General features: G+C 61.1%; 18 protein-coding genes. 10 read left to right on the top strand and 8 right to left on the bottom strand.

The features are described from left to right. Window positions 1-225: 225 nt before the first annotated feature. From paoA to paoC, 3 genes are read left to right on the top strand one after another with little or no spacing between them, the layout of a single operon-like run. A complete protein-coding gene (paoA, locus tag QMX86_RS22740; protein ID WP_123442217.1) occupies window positions 226-849 on the top strand; it encodes an aldehyde dehydrogenase iron-sulfur subunit PaoA in 624 nt (207 codons plus the stop codon). Further along, complete coding sequence (locus QMX86_RS22735; RefSeq protein WP_016775138.1) at window positions 846-1802, top strand: xanthine dehydrogenase family protein subunit M; 957 nt, start codon at window positions 846-848, stop codon at window positions 1800-1802. The genes paoA and QMX86_RS22735 overlap by 4 nt, the downstream gene beginning before the upstream one ends. Beyond that, window positions 1799-3997 (top strand): aldehyde oxidoreductase molybdenum-binding subunit PaoC, encoded by a 2199-nt coding sequence (gene paoC, locus QMX86_RS22730; RefSeq protein WP_073471204.1) that lies wholly within the window; start codon window positions 1799-1801, stop codon window positions 3995-3997. The genes QMX86_RS22735 and paoC overlap by 4 nt, the downstream gene beginning before the upstream one ends. Before the next feature lie 338 nt (window positions 3998-4335). On the opposite strand, the gene QMX86_RS22725 is transcribed toward paoC, so the two are convergent. Next, window positions 4336-4812, bottom strand: a complete 477-nt coding sequence (locus tag QMX86_RS22725; RefSeq protein WP_130929679.1) for a cupin domain-containing protein — start codon at window positions 4810-4812, stop codon at window positions 4336-4338. Window positions 4813-4908: 96 nt separating this feature from the next. Between QMX86_RS22725 and QMX86_RS22720 the strand changes: the two genes are divergently transcribed. Beyond that, complete coding sequence (locus QMX86_RS22720; RefSeq protein WP_122703895.1) at window positions 4909-5802, top strand: LysR family transcriptional regulator; 894 nt, start codon at window positions 4909-4911, stop codon at window positions 5800-5802. Window positions 5803-5808: 6 nt separating this feature from the next. On the opposite strand, the gene QMX86_RS22715 is transcribed toward QMX86_RS22720, so the two are convergent. Further along, window positions 5809-6768, bottom strand: coding sequence for an aldo/keto reductase (locus QMX86_RS22715; RefSeq protein WP_282385050.1), 960 nt, complete (start codon window positions 6766-6768; stop codon window positions 5809-5811). A 111-nt stretch (window positions 6769-6879) separates the two neighbouring features. Here QMX86_RS22715 and QMX86_RS22710 point away from each other — a divergent pair, with 111 nt between their 5' ends. Further along, complete coding sequence (locus tag QMX86_RS22710) at window positions 6880-7650, top strand: alpha/beta fold hydrolase (protein ID WP_282385051.1); 771 nt, start codon at window positions 6880-6882, stop codon at window positions 7648-7650. Window positions 7651-7829: 179 nt separating this feature from the next. On the opposite strand, the gene QMX86_RS22705 is transcribed toward QMX86_RS22710, so the two are convergent. Further along, window positions 7830-8594, bottom strand: a complete 765-nt coding sequence (locus QMX86_RS22705; protein ID WP_282385067.1) for an OBAP family protein — start codon at window positions 8592-8594, stop codon at window positions 7830-7832. A 141-nt stretch (window positions 8595-8735) separates the two neighbouring features. After that, window positions 8736-8903, bottom strand: coding sequence for a hypothetical protein (locus QMX86_RS22700; RefSeq protein ID WP_177180893.1), 168 nt, complete (start codon window positions 8901-8903; stop codon window positions 8736-8738). A gap of 177 nt (window positions 8904-9080) precedes the next feature. Between QMX86_RS22700 and QMX86_RS22695 the strand changes: the two genes are divergently transcribed. Continuing rightward, window positions 9081-9509, top strand: coding sequence for a nuclear transport factor 2 family protein (locus QMX86_RS22695; RefSeq protein ID WP_110645576.1), 429 nt, complete (start codon window positions 9081-9083; stop codon window positions 9507-9509). Between the two features lie 68 nt (window positions 9510-9577). Here QMX86_RS22695 and mqo read toward each other — a convergent pair whose 3' ends face one another. After that, a complete protein-coding gene (mqo, locus tag QMX86_RS22690; RefSeq protein ID WP_071172807.1) occupies window positions 9578-11224 on the bottom strand; it encodes a malate dehydrogenase (quinone) in 1647 nt (548 codons plus the stop codon). A gap of 529 nt (window positions 11225-11753) precedes the next feature. On the opposite strand from mqo, the gene QMX86_RS22685 reads away from it, so the two are divergent. Continuing rightward, entirely contained in the window at window positions 11754-12185 is a 432-nt protein-coding gene (locus tag QMX86_RS22685; protein ID WP_282385052.1) for a nuclear transport factor 2 family protein, read from the top strand. Between the two features lie 167 nt (window positions 12186-12352). On the opposite strand, the gene QMX86_RS22680 is transcribed toward QMX86_RS22685, so the two are convergent. Further along, the gene (locus tag QMX86_RS22680; protein WP_282385053.1) at window positions 12353-13966 is read right to left on the bottom strand and encodes a methyl-accepting chemotaxis protein; all 1614 of its coding nucleotides are present in this window, start codon (window positions 13964-13966) and stop codon (window positions 12353-12355) included. A gap of 243 nt (window positions 13967-14209) precedes the next feature. Between QMX86_RS22680 and sodC the strand changes: the two genes are divergently transcribed. Beyond that, entirely contained in the window at window positions 14210-14731 is a 522-nt protein-coding gene (gene sodC / locus QMX86_RS22675; protein ID WP_282385054.1) for a superoxide dismutase [Cu-Zn] SodC, read from the top strand. 4 nt (window positions 14732-14735) lie between these two features. On the opposite strand, the gene QMX86_RS22670 is transcribed toward sodC, so the two are convergent. Then, window positions 14736-15389 carry a DUF2238 domain-containing protein gene (locus QMX86_RS22670; protein WP_282385056.1) on the bottom strand — a complete coding sequence of 218 codons (654 nt, stop codon included), beginning with the start codon at window positions 15387-15389 and terminating at the stop codon, window positions 14736-14738. A gap of 161 nt (window positions 15390-15550) precedes the next feature. On the opposite strand from QMX86_RS22670, the gene QMX86_RS22665 reads away from it, so the two are divergent. Both QMX86_RS22665 and QMX86_RS22660 read left to right on the top strand, forming a co-directional pair. Next, a complete protein-coding gene (locus tag QMX86_RS22665) occupies window positions 15551-15865 on the top strand; it encodes a DUF2388 domain-containing protein (RefSeq protein ID WP_071172812.1) in 315 nt (104 codons plus the stop codon). 80 nt (window positions 15866-15945) lie between these two features. Next, window positions 15946-16347, top strand: a complete 402-nt coding sequence (locus QMX86_RS22660) for a hypothetical protein (protein ID WP_281878892.1) — start codon at window positions 15946-15948, stop codon at window positions 16345-16347. Here QMX86_RS22660 and ligD read toward each other — a convergent pair. Further along, window positions 16348-17437: DNA ligase D (gene ligD / locus QMX86_RS22655; RefSeq protein ID WP_282390413.1), on the bottom strand; the 1090-nt coding region annotated here is incomplete at its 5' end.

The following is a 17437-nucleotide window of genomic DNA, read 5'->3' as shown; positions in this document are numbered from 1 at the left end:
GGTCGGCACATCCAGCAGCGGCTGGGTCTGGCCCGGCGCTTTCGCGAGCAGGCTCGCTCCCACGGGTCTATTGATGAGCCCAGCACATAACTCTTAGACGCAAATCCGACAAAACCTTTTCCCTCCCGCTGCGGTCACTCCTTTTACGAGACTGGCATGCATGCCGGCGCGCCCGTTTGGGCCTTTTGCAATCCTGCCGCCCGATGAGAGAAAAGGAATCGAACCATGCCGATTTCCCGACGCAATTTCATGATCCTCGGCGCCGTAACCGCGACGGCGTTCGCCATGCCCCCCTTTATCAGCCTCAAGGCCTACGCGGCCAGTCTGGAGCAACCGGCCATGAGTCAAGTGACCCTGCAAGTCAACGGTAAACCGCAAACCCTCGAAGTAGACACCCGCACTACCCTGCTCGACGCCCTGCGCGAACACCTGCACCTGACCGGTACCAAGAAAGGCTGCGATCACGGCCAGTGCGGCGCCTGCACGGTGATCGCCGACGGTCGGCGGATCAACTCCTGCCTGACCCTGGCGGTGATGCACGACGGCAGTGAGGTGACCACGATCGAAGGCCTTGGCATGCCGGACAAGCTGCACCCGATGCAGGCCGCGTTCATCAAGCACGACGGTTACCAGTGCGGCTATTGCACCCCTGGGCAGATCTGCTCGGCGGTCGCCGTGCTCAAGGAAATCCGCGACGGCATTCCCAGCCACGTCAGCCCGAGCCTGACCGAGCCGCCGAAGCTGATCGCCGCCGAACTGCAGGAGCGCATGAGCGGCAATATCTGCCGCTGCGGCGCTTACTCGAACATCATCGAAGCCATCACTGAAGTCGCGGAGGTGCCGGTATGAGAGCCTTCAATTACAGCCGCGCCGACTCACCTGCCGCAGCCGCTTCCCAGGCTGCGCAAGTCGAAGGCGCCAAGTTCATCGCCGGCGGCACCAACCTGCTCGACCTGATGAAACTCGACATCGAAACCCCGGTACACCTGATCGACATCAACCACCTCGGCCTGGACCAGATCGAAGCCACGCCCGAAGGCGGACTGCGCATCGGTGCGCTGGTACGCAACACCGATCTGGCCGCCGACGCGCGCGTGCGCAAGGACTACGCCCTGCTCTCCCGCGCCTTGCTCGCCGGGGCTTCCGGGCAGTTGCGCAACATGGCGACCACCGCCGGCAACCTGCTGCAACGCACCCGCTGCCCGTACTTTTACGACACCCACCAGGCCTGCAACAAACGCAACCCCGGCAGTGGCTGCGCGGCGATCGGTGGCGTGACTCGGCAACTCGGAATCATCGGCGTCAGCGACGCTTGCATCGCCACCCACCCGAGCGACATGGCCATCGCCATGCGCGCACTCGATGCGCAGATCGAAACGGTCAAGCCTGACGGCAGCACGCGCAGCATTCCCATGGCGGATTTCCACCAATTGCCGGGCAACACGCCGCACATCGAAACCAGTCTCACGCCCGGTGAATTCATTACCGCCGTGACCCTGCCGGCACCGGTCGGCGGCACGCACATTTATCACAAGGTCCGCGATCGCTCGTCTTACGCGTTTGCCCTTGTTTCAGTCGGTCTGATCCTGCAAAAGGACGGCACCGGCCGCGTGGCCGTCGGCGGCGTTGCGCCGAAACCGTGGCGGGTCGAAGCCGCTGAAGCGCTGCTGCCCAAGGGCGCCAAAGCAGTCAGCGAACGCCTGCTTGAGGGCGCGACACCCACCGATGACAACCAATTCAAACTGACACTGGTCGAGCGCACGCTGGCTTCGGTGTTGGCGCAAGCGAGGGAAACCGCATGAAATTCGACACGCCCGCCACCACCAATCCCATCGACCGCCTGAAGGTCGTCGGCCAGCCCACCGAGCGCATCGAAGGCCCGTTGAAAACCAGCGGCCAAGCCACTTACGCTTACGAGCAACATGAGGCGGCAGCCAATCAGGCCTACGGTTTCATGGTCGATTCGGCGATCGCCAAAGGCCGGATCAAAGCCATTCATCTCGACGAGGCCAAAGCCGCACCCGGCGTACTCGCAATCGTCACTGCCGAGAACGCCGGCAAGCTCGATAAAGGTGATTACAACGCCGCGCATCTGCTCGCTGGTCCCGAAGTGCAGCACTACCAGCAAGCCGTTGCATTGGTGGTTGCCGAAACCTTCGAACAGGCCCGCGCCGCCGCGCAACTGGTCAGGGTCGATTACGAGACCAGCGAAGGCAAGTTCGATCTGGCCAGCGTCAAAGACCTCGGCGTCGAGCCGAAAGACGAGCTGCCGGACGTCAATCACGGCGACTTCGACAAGGCCTTCACCGCCGCGCCGGTGCAGTTCGATCAGACCTACACCACGCCAGACCAGTCCCACGCGATGATGGAACCGCACGCCACACTGGCCGCGTGGAAAGGCGATCAGCTGACCGTGTGGACGTCGAACCAGATGGTCGCCTGGAGTGTCGGTGACATTGCGAAAACCCTCGGCCTGCCGAAGGAAAAAGTCCGATTGGTCTCGCCGTACATCGGCGGTGGTTTCGGCGGCAAACTATTCATCCGCGCCGACGTGATTCTCGCCGCTCTCGGCGCGCGCATGGCGGGGCGGCCGGTGAAAGTCGCCCTCGCCCGCCCGCAAATGGCCAATAACACCACCCATCGCCCGGCTACGATTCAGCGCATCCGCATGGGCGCAACGGCGGACGGCAAGCTGACCGCCATCGCCCATGAAGGCTGGTCAGGCAACCTCGCTGACGGCAAGGTCGAACTGGCCGCGCAACCGAGCCAGTTGCTCTACGCCGCAGAAAACCGCCGCGTCAGCATGCGCCTCGCCCCGCTCGACCTGCCCGAAGGCAATGCCATGCGCGCGCCGGGTGAAGCGCCGGGGCTGATGGTGCTGGAAATCGCCATGGACGAAATGGCCGAACAGCTGAAGATGGACCCGGTGCTGTTCCGCATCGCTAACGACACTCAAGTCGACCCGGTGAAAACCGAGCGGCCGTTCTCCCAACGCCAACTGGTCAAATGCCTGCAGATCGGCGCCGAGAAATTCGGCTGGGATCAGCGTAAGGCGCAACCAGGCACCCGTCGTGAAGGCCGGTGGCTGATCGGCATGGGCGTGGCGGCGGCGTTTCGCAACAACCTGCTGGTCAAATCCGGCGCCCGCGTGCGCCTGGAGCGTGACGGCAAGGTCGTTGTAGAAACGGACATGACCGATATCGGCACCGGCAGCTACACGATCATCGCGCAGACCGCTGCCGAGATGATGGGCGTTGGTCTCAATGATGTGGTGGTGCGTCTGGGCGATTCGGACTTCCCGGTCTCGGCCGGTTCCGGTGGCCAGTTCGGCGGCAACTGCTCGACCGCCGGGGTCTACGCTGCGTGCGTGAAATTGCGCGAAGCGGTGGCGGCCAAGCTCGGGCTGGCGGCGGATCAGGCGGAGTTCGCCGATGGACAGGTGCGGGTCGGCAGCAAGAGCCTGCCGCTGCGCAACGCGGCTGAAGGCGGCGCGCTGGTCGGCGAGGACAGCATCGAGTTCGGTGATCTGGCCGAGAAATATCAGCAATCGACCTTCGGCGCGCACTTCGTCGAAGTCGCCGTCGATGCCGCCACTGGCGAAGTTCGCGTACGGCGCATGTTGGCGGTTTGCGCTGCGGGGCGAATTCTCAACCCGACGTCGGCGCGCAGTCAGGTCATCGGCGCTATGACCATGGGCGTCGGCGCGGCGTTGATGGAAGAACTGGCGGTGGATAAGCGTCTGGGCTTTTTCGTCAACCATGACCTGGCCGGATACGAAGTGCCGGTGCACGCCGACATTCCGCATCAGGAAGTGATCTTCCTCGAAGAAACCGACCCGATTTCGTCGCCGATGAAGGCCAAGGGCGTGGGTGAATTGGGGATTTGCGGCGTGAGTGCGGCGGTGGCGAATGCAATCTACAACGCCACCGGCGCGAGGGTGCGGGAGTATCCGATTACGCTGGACAAGATTCTTGATTCGTTGCCGGAGATGATCTGAAGCGAAAAGCCCCTCATCGGAACGCCGCCCGCCTAGCCCTCTCCCAAAGGGAGAGGGGACCGATCCGGGTATATTCAGGATGTGCAGCGACGTGAAAGTCTTTATGTGTATCCATAATCGCAACGGCAAGTTCAGGTCGATGCACATCGCAAGACACCTCGGTCGGCTCCCACTCCCCCGGAAGACGCCTGGGGTGAGTCGCATGCTGGTAGCGCACCTGCATGGGGTGCTAGGGGTCGAGTGGATTCACCACCACGTTTGCAGAATGCCGAACGTCTCGAGCATCCCCCAATCGGCTCCCTCTCCCTCGGGAGAGGGCTGGGGTGAGGGGAACGGTTTCACTCGGTCTTCGGATATTGCTCATCACCGACCTGCTCCATCCAGTCCACCACCTTGCCATCCAGCACTTCGGCAATCGCGATGTGACTCATCGCCGTCGTCGGCGTTGCCCCGTGCCAATGCTTGGCGCCCGGAGCAATCCACACGGTATCGCCCGGCCGGATTTCCCGCACTGGCTGCCCCCACTCCTGCACGAAGCCTGCCCCCGAGGTGACGATCAATGTCTGCCCCAGCGGATGGGTATGCCATGCAGTGCGTGCGCCCGGCTCGAACGTCACGGTCGCACCACTGACCCGCGCCTCGTCGGTACCCTTGAACGGCGCATCCACCCGCACCGTGCCGGTAAACCAGTCAGCCGGGCCTTTGGCCGAAGGTTGCGAGCCATTCGGTGTGACCGTGACACGCGGATTTTCGGTGGCTTGCACCTCACCAGCCAGCAGCGAGAGCGTCAGTGCGGAAGCAGCAATCGGGTTCATGGCATTTCCTCCAATAAATGATGCAACCACTGTAGCGATCCGCACTCTTTGGATAATCGACTAGAATCCGAAAAAACTTATGCAGGACAGTCATCAATGCTTCGGGAAAACGCCACCGACCTGCTCGCCTTTCTCGCCGTCGCCCGTGAACGCAGTTTCACCAAGGCTGCGGCCAAACTCGGCGTGTCGCAATCGGCGCTCAGCCACACCATTCGCAGCCTCGAGGCGCGACTCGGCCTGCGCCTGCTGACCCGCACCACGCGCAGCGTGTCGCCGACCGAGGCCGGCGAACACTTGCTGCAAACCATCGGCCCGCGCTTCGAGGAGATCGAGGTGGAACTGGCCGCCCTGAGCAACCTGCGTGAAACCCCGGCGGGCAAGATCCGCATCAGCGCCACCGACCATTCGCTGAACTGGATCCTGCGTCCGGTGTTGCAGGATTTCCTGCCGCAATACCCGGATGTGTCCGTCGAGGTTTGCTGTGACTATGGTTTCGTCGACATCGCCGGCCAGGGCTTCGATGCCGGTGTGCGCCTGGGCGAGGACGTCGCCCAAGGCATGATCGCCACCCGTATCGGTCCGGACATGCGCATGGCGGTGGTCGGCTCCCCCGCCTATTTCGCCCGGCGCCCTGCGCCGCAAACCCCGCGCGACCTGACCGACCACGCCTGTAACAACCTGCGCCTGCCAACCAATGGCGGACTGTATTCGTGGGAGTTCGAAAAGGACGGTGAAAGTCTGAAGGTGCGCGTTGCCGGGCAGGTCACCCTGAATGGCGTGTACCCATTGCTCGACGCCGCGCTGGACGGTTTCGGGCTGAGCTACATCCCGGAAAACGTCGTCGCGCCCTTTCTGGCGGACGGTCGCCTGGTCCAGGTGCTGGGAGACTGGTGCCCGACATTTTCCGGTTATCACCTGTACTACCCGAGCCGACGCCAGGCAGCGCCGGCGTTTGCGTTGTTGCTGGAGGCGTTGCGCTATCGCAGTTGACCCGGCTCAGCCCAGCAACGCAATCAACTGATGCCGCTGCGCATCGGTCAGCATCGGCCCAAAACCGGCTCCGGCGTTGTCAGCCATGTTGCGCGGATTGCTGGTGCCGGGAATCACACAGGTCACCGCCGGGTGCGCCAAGAGAAATTTCAGTGCCAGTTGCGGCCAGCTGTTGACCTGTACATCCGAGACCCAGGCCGGCAGCGGCTTGCCCTTGAGCCGGGCGAGCAAATCACCGCCGCCAAACGGCCGATTACAAATCACCGCGACCCCACGCTCGCGGCACAGCGGCAGGATGCGTTTCTCGACCGCACGATCATCCAGAGCGTAGTTGATCTGCAGAAAATCCAGCTTCTCGGCTTTCAGCACGGCCTCGACATCGTCATAGGCCGACGAGGTGTAATGGGTGATGCCGATGTAGCGAATCCGCCCCTGCTCCTGCCATTCGCGCAGCGTCGGCAAGTGGGTTTGCCAGTCGAGCAGGTTGTGAATCTGCATCAGGTCGATGCGCTCGGTTTGCAGCAGTCTGAACGACTGCTCCATCTGCGTGATGCCCTCCTTGCGCCCGCGCGTCCACACCTTGGTGGCGAGAAACGCCGGCGAGCGCGGTTCGTGGATCGACAGCAGTTCACCGGTGGTTTGCTCGGCGCGGCCGTACATGGGTGAGCTGTCGATCAGCGTGCCGCCCTTCCTGAACAGCGCCTCGAGGACGGCGGGCAATTGCCGGTAAACCGGATCGCCAGGCGCGACGTCGAAACCGCGATAGGTGCCCAACCCGACCATGGGCAGTGCCTCGGAGCTGGAAGGGATGGCGCGGGTCTGCATGGTCTGGTCTCCTGCCGTGGGCGGCGCAGTGGCGGTCGGCGCTACGCTGCCGGCCAACGCCCGATCAATGGTGAGCAGCGCCGCAGCTTGGGCAGCCAGCGTGAGCAAGCGGCGACGTGAGTAACCCTCAGTGTGGCGCATGCGTGTCCTCCTGCTGCGCGGATCTGTTGCATGGTGTGTGCGCAAGCTGTCAGGCGCAGGCGCTGAACTACACTGCCACAGCCAACCTCTCTCCCCGTTAAAAGTAGCCGAATGTCCCGAACCCTGATGTCACTCGTCGTTTTCATCATTGCCGTGTACCTGGTGCTGTGCGCCGCGCTGTTCGTGTTTCAGCGCTCGCTGATCTGGTTTCCCCAGCCTGCCGCCGTGGTTACAGCGGACTCGCGAATGAAACTGTCGATGCCGGATGCCGAGGTCTGGGTGACAACTCGAGAGCGCAGCGGAACGCGCGCACTGATTTATTTCGGCGGCAATGCCGAGGACGTATCGCGAAATCTGCCGGAATTCACTGAGGCGTTTCCTGGCTACGCGCTGTATTTCCTGCATTACCGGGGTTTTGCTGACAGCACTGGCTCGCCATCGGAAGCCGCGATTGCCGAAGATGCGCTGGCGCTGTTCGATCAGGTCTATGCCAGCCACCCGCAGATTGCAGTCATCGGACGCAGCCTCGGTTCGGGGGTGGCGGTGCGCCTGGCCAGTCAGCGGCCGGTGCAGAATCTGATTCTGGTGACCCCGTTCAACAGCCTCGAGGAAATCGCCGCAAGGCAATACCCGTGGGTGCCGGTGAAGTGGTTGCTCAAGGATCGTTTCGAATCGGGCAAATACGCGGCGCATATTCGCGCACCGACGTTGCTCTTGGCGGCCGGTGATGACGAAGTGATTGGGCGCAGCAGCACGCAGCGCTTGTTCGAGAGTTTTCCCGCGGGCGTGGCGACGCTGAAGGTGGTGCCGGATTCGGGGCACAACTCGATATCCGAGCGGGGGGAGTATTTGCGGTGGATGGGGGATGTGTTGAATCGCTGAAAGGTTTAGCGAGCAGGCTCACTCCCACATGGGATTTCTGCAGTTGCCAGGACTCTGGTCCAACACCGAACCCTGTGGGAGTGAGCTTGCTCACGAAAGCGCCGAGTCAGCCAATTCTTCCATGGCTGGCACACTGCCTTCGCGAGCAAGCTCGCTCCCACATGAGTGAGTGCTTGAGGCTATGGCAGGCTGCCGCTTCGCGCATTCTCATCACTTGGCGTAGCCGGGCGCGGCATGACGTGTTGATGGCCGGTCGGGTCGTTGAGCTGGATGACATTACCCTTCTGCCACGCATCAGCCCCCGTTGCGACAGGCGCCGGTTTGATCCCGGCACGAGCCTTTTTCTTCTCCGCGCTATCAATGCCCAGACGCTGATCGCGCTGGCGGACCATTTGTGCATCGGCCTGACCGTCAGCGGTAAAGCCCATCATCAACTGCGGCACGCCCAGCGGCAGTTGCTTGTCCTGATCGGTATGCCAGGTGTGCCAGGTCTTGCCGTAGGTATTGGCGAGCTTTTCCATCAAGCGCGTTTCTGCCACTTGCGGGATGCCCGGCGCGACCAACTGGCCAGAACTGACTTCGTGAGCGTGGCTGTGCCACAGGGCTTTTTCTTTCGCCGGCAATTGCGTGAACAGGCGCTGACTGATGATGTATTCCACGCCCATCAACTTCGCTTCAGCCGTGTTGCCGTCGTAGATCACGCACTGGAACACTTCTTCGTTGAGCGCCGAGCAGTAATGGTGTGCTTCCATCTGCACGCCGGGATGACCGTTGTAAAAATGGAAACCATCGAGGTACATGTTCAACGCCCGAATTGGCGGCTTGTCCTGCAACCACTGCGCGCCGACTTCGAGCATCTCGGTGTCGGAGGCCTTGGCCTGGCCGGGTGTCTGCACCGGCGAATCGGTGTTGCTCATGGCGCAACCGGTCAACGCGGCGACCATCAAACCGATAGGAACCCAACGTCCCTGTGAGGTTGTTGTACGCATGTTTCACTCCTCGAACTTTCAGTGACGGGCGCGTGCTGGCCCTGTTCTGCAACTGAAAGCAGGAGAACGGCAGAGTTCGAAAAAGCTGCGTGCGGATCAGACTGGAGAGATCGTCGCCAGCACGCCGATCAGAATGGTCAAGGTCAGAAAGCCGCCGAGAAAAATCGCCATCTTGTACATGTTGCGCTCCTTGAGGCTGGGTGTGCGGTACACCGGACGCTGCGGGATGAGGTCGGAGGGTGACTGGCCGCACTGCCGGGGCATTCTGAGCCTGTGGCTGTACTGAATACAGAGGCAGATGAAACAGAAAAATACGGATCAGATGCGCATCTGATCCGCTTCGGGCATGAAGCGGTATTCAGGCTGAGACTTGAGGATCCACTTTCGGCGCGGTTGATCTACAGTCATTGCCGACCGACAACAAGAAAAACCGGAGTGACCATGCCCGACCTCGCCTTGCAGCCCAACGTCGCCGCGTCCCTCGAGCGCTGGCACGAGATGATCCGCAGCGGCAATCTCAAAGCCCTGCCCGAACTGCTCGATCCGCAAGCTGTGTTCCGCTCGCCCATGGCCCACACGCCCTACCCCGGCGCGCCGGTGGTGGCGATGATCCTCAACACCGTGTTCGAAGTCTTCGAAGATTTCGTCTATCACCGCGAATTGGCGACGGCGGATGGCCTGAATGTGATTCTCGAATTCAGCGCCAGAGTTGGCAGCAAGGAACTCAAGGGCATTGACATGATTCGCTTCGATGAACACGGCAAGATTGTCGAGTTCGAAGTTATGGTGCGGCCGCTGAGCGGGTTGCAGGCACTGGGCGAAGAAATGGGTCGGCGACTCGGTGCTTATCTCGCGTCTGCAAAAGCCTGAATCCACCCTGCATAAAAAAACCCACTGACCGTCGCCGGTTCAGTGGGTTTTGTGTGTCAGGGTTCTGCTTACAGAGCCATGTCACGTGCAGCGTTTTCCTTCGGCGCTACGGCTTTGTCAGCCGCAGGTGCCGCCGGAGCAGCTACCTGACCGATCGCTGGAGGCGTCGGCAGTTCGAGGATTTTCGCGGTGTAAGCCCACTCTGCAGCCACTTTGGCAGGATCGCTGTTCAGCTGAGTGCCATAGCTCGGCACGATCTGGTGCAGCTTGGTCTGCCACTCAGGGGTTGCGACTTTGTCTTTGAAGACTTTCTGCAGCACGCTCAGCATGATCGGTGCAGCGGTCGACGCGCCTGGCGATGCGCCCAGCAGGCCGGCGATCGAGCCGTCTTGCGAAGCAACGATCTCGGTGCCCAGTTTCAGCACGCCGCCAGCGGCTTCATCACGCTTGATGATTTGCACGCGCTGGCCGGCTTGCCACAGGCGCCAGTCTTCGGCTTTGGCGTTCGGGAAGTATTCCTTCAGCGCGTTCAGACGGTCTTCATCCGACAGCATCAACTGACCGGCAAGGTACTCGACCAGCGGGTATTCCTTGATGCCGACCTTGGTCATTGGCCAGATGTTGTGGGTGGTGGTGCTGGTCAGCAAGTCGAAGTACGAACCTTCCTTGAGGAACTTGGTGCTGAAGGTCGCGAACGGGCCAAACAGAATGACGCGCTTGCCATCCAGAACACGGGTGTCCAGGTGCGGAACCGACATCGGTGGCGCGCCAACCGAAGCCTTGCCGTAGGCCTTGGCCAGGTGTTGCTCGGCAATCGTCGGGTTCTCGGTCACCAGGAACGAGCCGCCAACCGGGAAGCCTGCGTATTCCTTGGCTTCTGGAATGCCCGACTTCTGCAGCAGGTGCAGGGCACCGCCGCCGGCGCCGATGAACACGAACTTGGCGTCGGTTTCGGTCTTGCTGCCGTCTTTGAGGTTTTTGTAGCTGACACGCCAGGTGCCGTCGGCGTTCTTGGTGATGTCTTCGACTTCGCTCGACAGTTTCAGATCGAAGTTTGGTTTGGTTTGCAGGTGAGCGGCGAACTGGCGGGTGATTTCGCCGAAGTTCATGTCCGTACCCAGCGGGCTCCAGGTAGCCGCGATTTTCTGGTTCGGGTCACGCCCTTCCATCATCAGCGGTACCCACTTCTTGATCACCGCCGGGTCTTCGGAGTACTGCATACCGGCGAACAGGGGGCTCGCCTGCAGGGCTTCGTAGCGCTTTTTCAGGAACTTGATGTTGTCATCGCCCCACACGAAGCTCATGTGCGGTGTGGTGTTGATGAACGAGCGCGGGTTCTTCAGCACGCCCTGCTGAACCTGCCAGGCCCAGAATTGACGGGAAACCTGGAACGCTTCGTTGATCTCGACAGCTTTCGGGATCGTTACGTTGCCCTTGTCGTCTTCCGGGGTGTAGTTCAGCTCGGCAAGAGCCGAGTGACCGGTACCGGCGTTGTTCCAGCCGTTGGAGCTTTCCAGGGCGACGCCATCGAGGCGCTCGACCATTTCCATCGACCAGGTCGGTTCCAGCTCATTGATCCACACACCCAGGGTGGTGCTCATGATGCCGCCGCCGATCAGCAGGACGTCAACTTTCTTGGCTTCGGCAGCATTGGCAGACGACATCCCCATCGCCAGAGCCAGACCGAGCAAGGCTGTGTTCACTTTCTTAAACATCTGTTGCACCTATGATAAAACGCCTTCCGCCCGTCGTTGTTATCAGTCTGCGTTGCGCTTTGCTGACGCTCAGGCTGGCGTCGCGCAATCCGGCACACTTCAATATTGACGGGTGGGCACACAAGGCCGATATGTGGCATCGACCTCAGTTAATGTCCCTTCTGAACTGACTTCTTATCGTTATTGGCTTCAGCTGCTTGAGCGACAGGGATCCCGTCGGCCCGCCCGAAAGGCCAGCCAACCGAATTAGGTCAAAGCAAATTTGGCGCGGAGAATATCACGTCAGGGCGAACCCGCGCGTCTGTTCCCGACTTGAAAGTCTTTTTCCGCTCAGAGACTTATCGGCCATCGGCAACCAAACATGACTGCGATCAGGCATTGCCCTGCAAAGTTTTTTGCGCGATACGCATCGCAACTTGATAAATCAGCGCCAACGGCTCGTTGTTCATGCAGAAAATAACCTGCTAAGTTGTACGATGACTGACGAACAAAGCCAGTCATCCCAACCCAATAACAACAAGGAAACAACATGACCAAATCCCGCCTACTCATCGGTTTCTTCTGCGCCTTCAGCGCCTGCGCCATGGCCGCCCCTGCCCCGGCGGAAAGAGAAGTCGCCCAAGCAGTTGATCACCTGACTCAGGCGATGCTGCATAAAGACATCGCCGAGTTGAACGCTCTGACCGCGCCGAACCTGACCTACGGCCACTCCAGCGGCAAGATTCAGGGCAAGCAGGAATTCATCGCCGACATCGAAACCGGCCGCAGCGCATTCAAGACCCTGGAGATGCAAAAGCAGACCATCACGATGTCCGGCGATACCGCATTAGTGCGCCACCACTTCTCCGCACAGGCGTTGAAAGGGACCGAGGTGATTCCGACCGAGATCGAAAATTTCCAGATCTGGCAGAAACAGGGCGGGAAATGGTTGTTGGTGGGGCGGCAGGCGTTCAGGTTTTGATTGAGGGCACATTGGCCTGATTCAGTGTAGCCCGAGCTGGCCTCATCGCGGGCAAGCCCGCTCCCACAGTGGATGATGGTGTACACACCGTTGCATTCACGACATCAGACCCTGTGGGAGCTGGCTTGCCAGCGATAAGGCCCTGATAGACACCAGTCCTACCGCTATCACAACCGAAACCGATCCACCGACTGCGCCAACTGTCCCGCCAGATTCGATAATTCATCGGTAGTCGTCGCCGTCTGCCCGATCACCCGGCTATTGCCCTCGCTCATCCCCGCAATCATTTCCACCTGATGGGCGATTTCGTTGCTGGCCATACTCTGTTCGCCAATCGTGCGGGTTATGTCATTCACCAGTTGCGTGGTGCTGAGCGTCGCATCGAGGATCTCGCGAATCGCCCGCTCGACTTCCGCCGTCACCGCCATGCCCTTGTCGACCTGCGCCACGCCGGCCTCCATGCTGGTGACCGCCTCGCGCGTGCTGCTCTGGATGCGCGCGACCATGGCGGCGATTTCCTGGGTCGAGGCGCTGGTGCGTGCGGCCAGACTGCGCACTTCATCGGCGACCACGGCAAAACCACGGCCCTGTTCACCCGCCCGCGCTGCCTCGATCGCGGCGTTGAGCGCCAGCAGGTTGGTCTGGTCGGCGATGCTCTTGATCACCTGAATGATGTTGAAGATTGCCTCGGATTCCTGATCCAGCGTGCGGATCACCTGCGCCGACTGCTGTGCCGAGCGGGCGATGTCGTCCATGTCGCTGACCACTTGATGAATCACCCCGCCACCCTCCTTGGCCAGGTTTTCGGCCTGATTGGCCATGCTCAGGGCACGTTCGGCGTGGCGGGTGATCTCTTCGATGCTCGCAGTCATCTGGCTGGCGGCGGCCGCCATGGTGCCGGCGGCAACGCTTTGCTGCTGGCTGCTGTCGGCGACCTGATGGCAGCCCTGGCTGAGCTGCTCGCTCATGCCACTGACGCCGTGAGCGTTGCGCCGGACCACGTCGATCATGTTGCGCAGATCCCGCTGCATGGTCGCCAAAGTGCGGATCAAAACGCTGGCTTCGTCCTTGCCGGCGGGCTCGATAATCGGTTCGCTGAGATTGCCATGGGCAATGCTTTCGGCGATGCGGCTGGCGGACTGCAGCGGCCCGAGGATGCTGCGCATCACCCAGCGGCCCTGGACCAGCAGCAACAACAGGCTGGCGATCAGCACCACACCAAGGGCCAGATTGGCATTGCGAATGGCTGCTTCGGTGCCTTCGCTGGTCTGTCGGGTGTTGCTTTCGATCAACTCGCTGAGCGCCGCCATCTGTTCTTCGAGCTGGCTGAACGCGGTATTGAACGTGCCAAGCTGTTGCTGGGCGGCATCCGGATTGCCCAGCGCCACGCCGACGATCTGCTCGGCGGATTTGATGTAGGTATCGAGGCTCGGCTTGATCTGCTCCAGCGCCGTGCGCAATTCCGGGTTGATCGGCAGCTTCAGGTTGTCATTCAGCACTTCACGAAAATGCCCGGCATGCTCGGCCAGCGAATCGCGCACTTCGGTGGCGGTGGCGGTGCTTTTGCCCAGGCCGACCAGCATCGCCGAATAGACATCGGCGCGCAGGGCGTCGTGCATCATGTCCGCTTCCATGTGATTGCGCAGCGCGCTCATGCTCACCGTGTTATCGCCGACCGCCGTGGCCATCCGCAGATTGCCCACGTAGCTGACCAGACTCACGATCAGCGCCGTCAGCAGGCTGGTCGCAATCAGCAACACCAAACGCAGTTTGATCGACACCGTGGAATCTCCCGTGGGCACGCTGGATTGCGCTTGTCGGATTTCAGTTAAGCCTATGTGCAGGGAACTGCCGACACAGAGCGTATCGGCTGATGTCAGCGGCGACTTGAATCCGGCAAAACTTTTCAAACGCGAACCCGGTCACACATTGCAGCGCCGCTGGATAATGCCTTCATCGCCGGTTAACCCCGGCAGGCTATCAATCCAGCGCTTCGAACATTCATGCAGCTGAAGGAAACGCTTATGAAACGCGCACTGTGGTTTGGTCTGCTCGGCACGTTGGCAATCGGCACCGCACAGGCAGCAACGGAGAAAGTCGCAATCAATCTGGTCAGCGCCGACGGCGCGCCGCAGGCGATCGGCTCGGTAACAGTCAGCGAGACGCCATATGGCCTGCTGTTCACACCCGACCTGAAATCGTTGCCGGCCGGCATTCACGGTTTCCATGTCCATGAAAACGGCAGCTGCGAAGCGGGCACGAAGGATGGCGTGAAAGGCGCCGCACTGGCGGCTGGCGGACACTTCGATCCGGCGAAAACCGGCAAGCACCTTGGCCCTTACGCCGATGGGCATCTGGGCGATCTGCCGGCGGTGTATGTGACGGCTGATGGTGTCGCCAACTACCCGGTGCTGGCGCCGCGCCTGAAGAAGATCGCCGAGATCAAGGGCCACGCCCTGATGATTCACGCCGGCGGCGATAACCATTCCGACATGCCCAAGCCTCTGGGCGGTGGCGGTGATCGCATGGCCTGTGGGGTGATCTGATCCCTCACCGCGGCGCTCGGCGCCAGCGCGTCAATACCAGCAAGGACAGCCCGGCGCCGAACAGCGCCAGGGCCATGTCCTTCTGCGAATCCCACGGATCATTCTGCGCACCGACGAAGGCTTGGCCAGTGTCGTCGCCCAGGTAAGCGCCGCCGACCCATTCGATCAATTCGTACAACGCCGACGTCGCCAGCACTACATTCAGGGTCAACAGCGCCAGCCACGCGCCGCGCAACGGCGTCAGACGCAGCAGCAATTCGCGAATCGGCCAGACCAGCAGCAATCCATAGCTAAGGTGCACCAGCCGATCATAGTGATTGCGTTCAAGACCCAGCACTTTGTTGACGCTGACCCCGGTCAACAGCGTGCCCCACTGATCGTACGGCACCCGCGAATAGGTGTAATGCGCGCCGACTTCATGAATGCACAGAAAGGCGAAGAGCATCCCCAGCGACAGCGTCGACAGGCGAAAACGCCGATGCGCCAGCAGCAGGGTCAAGACCAGCGCCAACGCCAGGACATTTTCCAATAGCCAGTCGACGCGGCTGCGCGGAAACAGGCCGAGCGCGATGGTCAGGCAGACAAATCCAGCGAGCAAAAGCGCTTCGATTCGCGTATCTGCCGGTTGGGCGAAGTTGTCGCTGACTCTGACGAGCATGGGTCGATTCTCGGCAATACAGGCAAGCGGTAGACCCTTGCCGGTTTTGCCCGTTTCCTCGCCGCTACGTTTTTGCGGCCTACGGAACTCCCGCGCGCCGTTCACCTCTGAGGTTATGTAGTCCCTTCCCTTTTTGCTTAGCGCTTGTGGAGGAACACGTCATGCGCAAGTTAGTCCTGATTACTTCTTTAATGCTTTGCCTGCCGGTCGGTTCGGCGCTGGCCCGCGTTGACGCGGGTGACGTCGCCACCTCGGCAGGTGTCTCCGCGTCGCTGTACTCGACCTTCAAGGACGACAAAATGGTCATTCCGGCCCGTGACGACGTGTCTGCGTTCGTTGCCAGCGGCGGGGCCATTCGTGGGGTTTATCTTGAGTCGGTACTGCAACAGGTGCGTCAGGCCAACCCTGGCTTGAACGCCAGTGATGAAGACCTGGCTAACGCCATTCTCGTGCAATACGAAGGCGTGCAGCAGTAGTCACGAGGGACGCAGCGGCCGATGGACGGCCGCTGAGTGCGCATAGGCAAACATGTCCGACGGCCTCTATGATGGAGGCCATGACGACGACCGTGCCCTTGCGCTCACCCTGCCCTCCCGGCGCCTGCATCTGCGGGCGCGATCCGTTGCTGGAAACGCCCGGCGCGGATGTGCGCATTCTGCGCTTGACTCGCGCTGAAGAAAAAATTCTTCTGGCGCGCCTGGAACAACTCAAAGACCTCGACGACCTCAAACGCCTGCAACAGCGTATGTACGAGCAACTCGGCATTCGCGTCGACGTTGCCCCCGGTTTCAACGAAGTACGCACCATGCGCGGCATCGCCATTCAGATCGACGAGCTGCCAGGCCTGTGTCGCAAGACTCGCGCGGCAATCCCGGCGGCAATTCGCAAGGGCCTGGAAAACCACCCGCAAATCGCCTTCGAACTGCTCAACGCCCACGACCTGCTGCGCGACACCTGATTACTTTTTCATGCCGACGCGTTTGCGCATCTCGGCGGTGATGGTCTGACGGTTTTTTTTCATGTCCGCCCAAGGCTGATCACCGACTTCGGTCAGACGCTCGTGAACGTTGTAGATGTTCCAGTGATTACCGCCCTTGATTTCAGCGACTTCCTCTCGGTACAGCGGCACCGACACCGGCATGCCTTCCCGCGCGCGTGCGGCGTAGGCGCAAATGGTGGTGGCGCCGAGGCCGTTGCGCAGGTAATCGATGAAGATCCGCCCGACGCGGTTTTTCGGCCCGGACACCGCTGATATACGATCCGGCAGTAACTTGGCCATGTGGCTGACGATGGCGTGGCTGAAGTTCTTCACTTCGTCCCAGCCATGCTTGCGCGTCAATGGCACCACCAGGTGAATGCCTTTGCCGCCGCTGGTTTTCAGGAAAGCCTTGAGCCCAAGTTCATCGAGCACGGTGAGGGTCAGCGCGGTGGCTTCAACCATGCTTTTCCATGGCAACGCAGGATCCGGGTCGAGGTCGAGGACGAAGCGATCGGGCTTGTCCAGATCCACCTTCGTCGCGTTCCAGGTGTGCAGTTCGACGGTACTCATTTGCACCGCGCCGACCAGCGCTTCGGGATTGTTGATCATCATCACTGGCTGGCCGGTGACGTCTTTGTCCAGAGCAGTGATACCGGGAATGGCCAGGCGATCGGCGTTCTTCTGGAAGAACAGTTCGCCGGCAATACCGTCCGGCGCACGCACCAACGCCACGGGGCGATCCTTGAGTTGCGGCAGGATGTATTCGGCGACACTGGCGTAGTACTGCGCCAGTTGCATTTTGGTCGTGCCGCTGACGGCGTCGATCACCCGATCCGGGTGGGTGATGCGTACCTTGCCGCCGGCCAGTCCTGATTGCGACGGTGCGGTCTCGGCTTTTTTGCTGGCGGCGGTTTTCTTTGCCGGCTGCTTGTCGGCGGTTTTGGTCTTTTCGGTTTTTTCGTTTTTTTCGGTCTTTTCGGACTTGGCAGCTTTCACAGGCTTCGCTCGCTCCTCGGTAATGTCCTTGGCCGGTTTGTCATCGCGCAAACCATGGAACACGGCGTGGCGC

This window comes from Pseudomonas sp. PS01270, from assembly GCF_029959775.1.
In the GTDB taxonomy this organism is placed as follows: domain Bacteria; phylum Pseudomonadota; class Gammaproteobacteria; order Pseudomonadales; family Pseudomonadaceae; genus Aquipseudomonas; species Aquipseudomonas atacamensis.
The sequence above is the reverse complement of the archived record's forward strand: the minus strand, read 5'-3'. Positions and strand labels throughout refer to the sequence as shown.

Coding starts and splice junctions, on each gene's coding strand:
- paoA (WP_123442217.1), top strand. CDS start 226: ATGCCGATTTCCCGACGCAATTTCATGATCCTCGGCGCCGTAACCGCG.
- QMX86_RS22735 (WP_016775138.1), top strand. CDS start 846: ATGAGAGCCTTCAATTACAGCCGCGCCGACTCACCTGCCGCAGCCGCT.
- paoC (WP_073471204.1), top strand. CDS start 1,799: ATGAAATTCGACACGCCCGCCACCACCAATCCCATCGACCGCCTGAAG.
- QMX86_RS22725 (WP_130929679.1), bottom strand. CDS start 4,812: ATGAACCCGATTGCTGCTTCCGCACTGACGCTCTCGCTGCTGGCTGGT.
- QMX86_RS22720 (WP_122703895.1), top strand. CDS start 4,909: ATGCTTCGGGAAAACGCCACCGACCTGCTCGCCTTTCTCGCCGTCGCC.
- QMX86_RS22715 (WP_282385050.1), bottom strand. CDS start 6,768: ATGCGCCACACTGAGGGTTACTCACGTCGCCGCTTGCTCACGCTGGCT.
- QMX86_RS22710 (WP_282385051.1), top strand. CDS start 6,880: ATGTCCCGAACCCTGATGTCACTCGTCGTTTTCATCATTGCCGTGTAC.
- QMX86_RS22705 (WP_282385067.1), bottom strand. CDS start 8,594: ATGGTCGCCGCGTTGACCGGTTGCGCCATGAGCAACACCGATTCGCCG.
- QMX86_RS22700 (WP_177180893.1), bottom strand. CDS start 8,903: ATGCCCCGGCAGTGCGGCCAGTCACCCTCCGACCTCATCCCGCAGCGT.
- QMX86_RS22695 (WP_110645576.1), top strand. CDS start 9,081: ATGCCCGACCTCGCCTTGCAGCCCAACGTCGCCGCGTCCCTCGAGCGC.
- mqo (WP_071172807.1), bottom strand. CDS start 11,224: ATGTTTAAGAAAGTGAACACAGCCTTGCTCGGTCTGGCTCTGGCGATG.
- QMX86_RS22685 (WP_282385052.1), top strand. CDS start 11,754: ATGACCAAATCCCGCCTACTCATCGGTTTCTTCTGCGCCTTCAGCGCC.
- sodC (WP_282385054.1), top strand. CDS start 14,210: ATGAAACGCGCACTGTGGTTTGGTCTGCTCGGCACGTTGGCAATCGGC.
- QMX86_RS22670 (WP_282385056.1), bottom strand. CDS start 15,389: ATGCTCGTCAGAGTCAGCGACAACTTCGCCCAACCGGCAGATACGCGA.
- QMX86_RS22665 (WP_071172812.1), top strand. CDS start 15,551: ATGCGCAAGTTAGTCCTGATTACTTCTTTAATGCTTTGCCTGCCGGTC.
- QMX86_RS22660 (WP_281878892.1), top strand. CDS start 15,946: ATGACGACGACCGTGCCCTTGCGCTCACCCTGCCCTCCCGGCGCCTGC.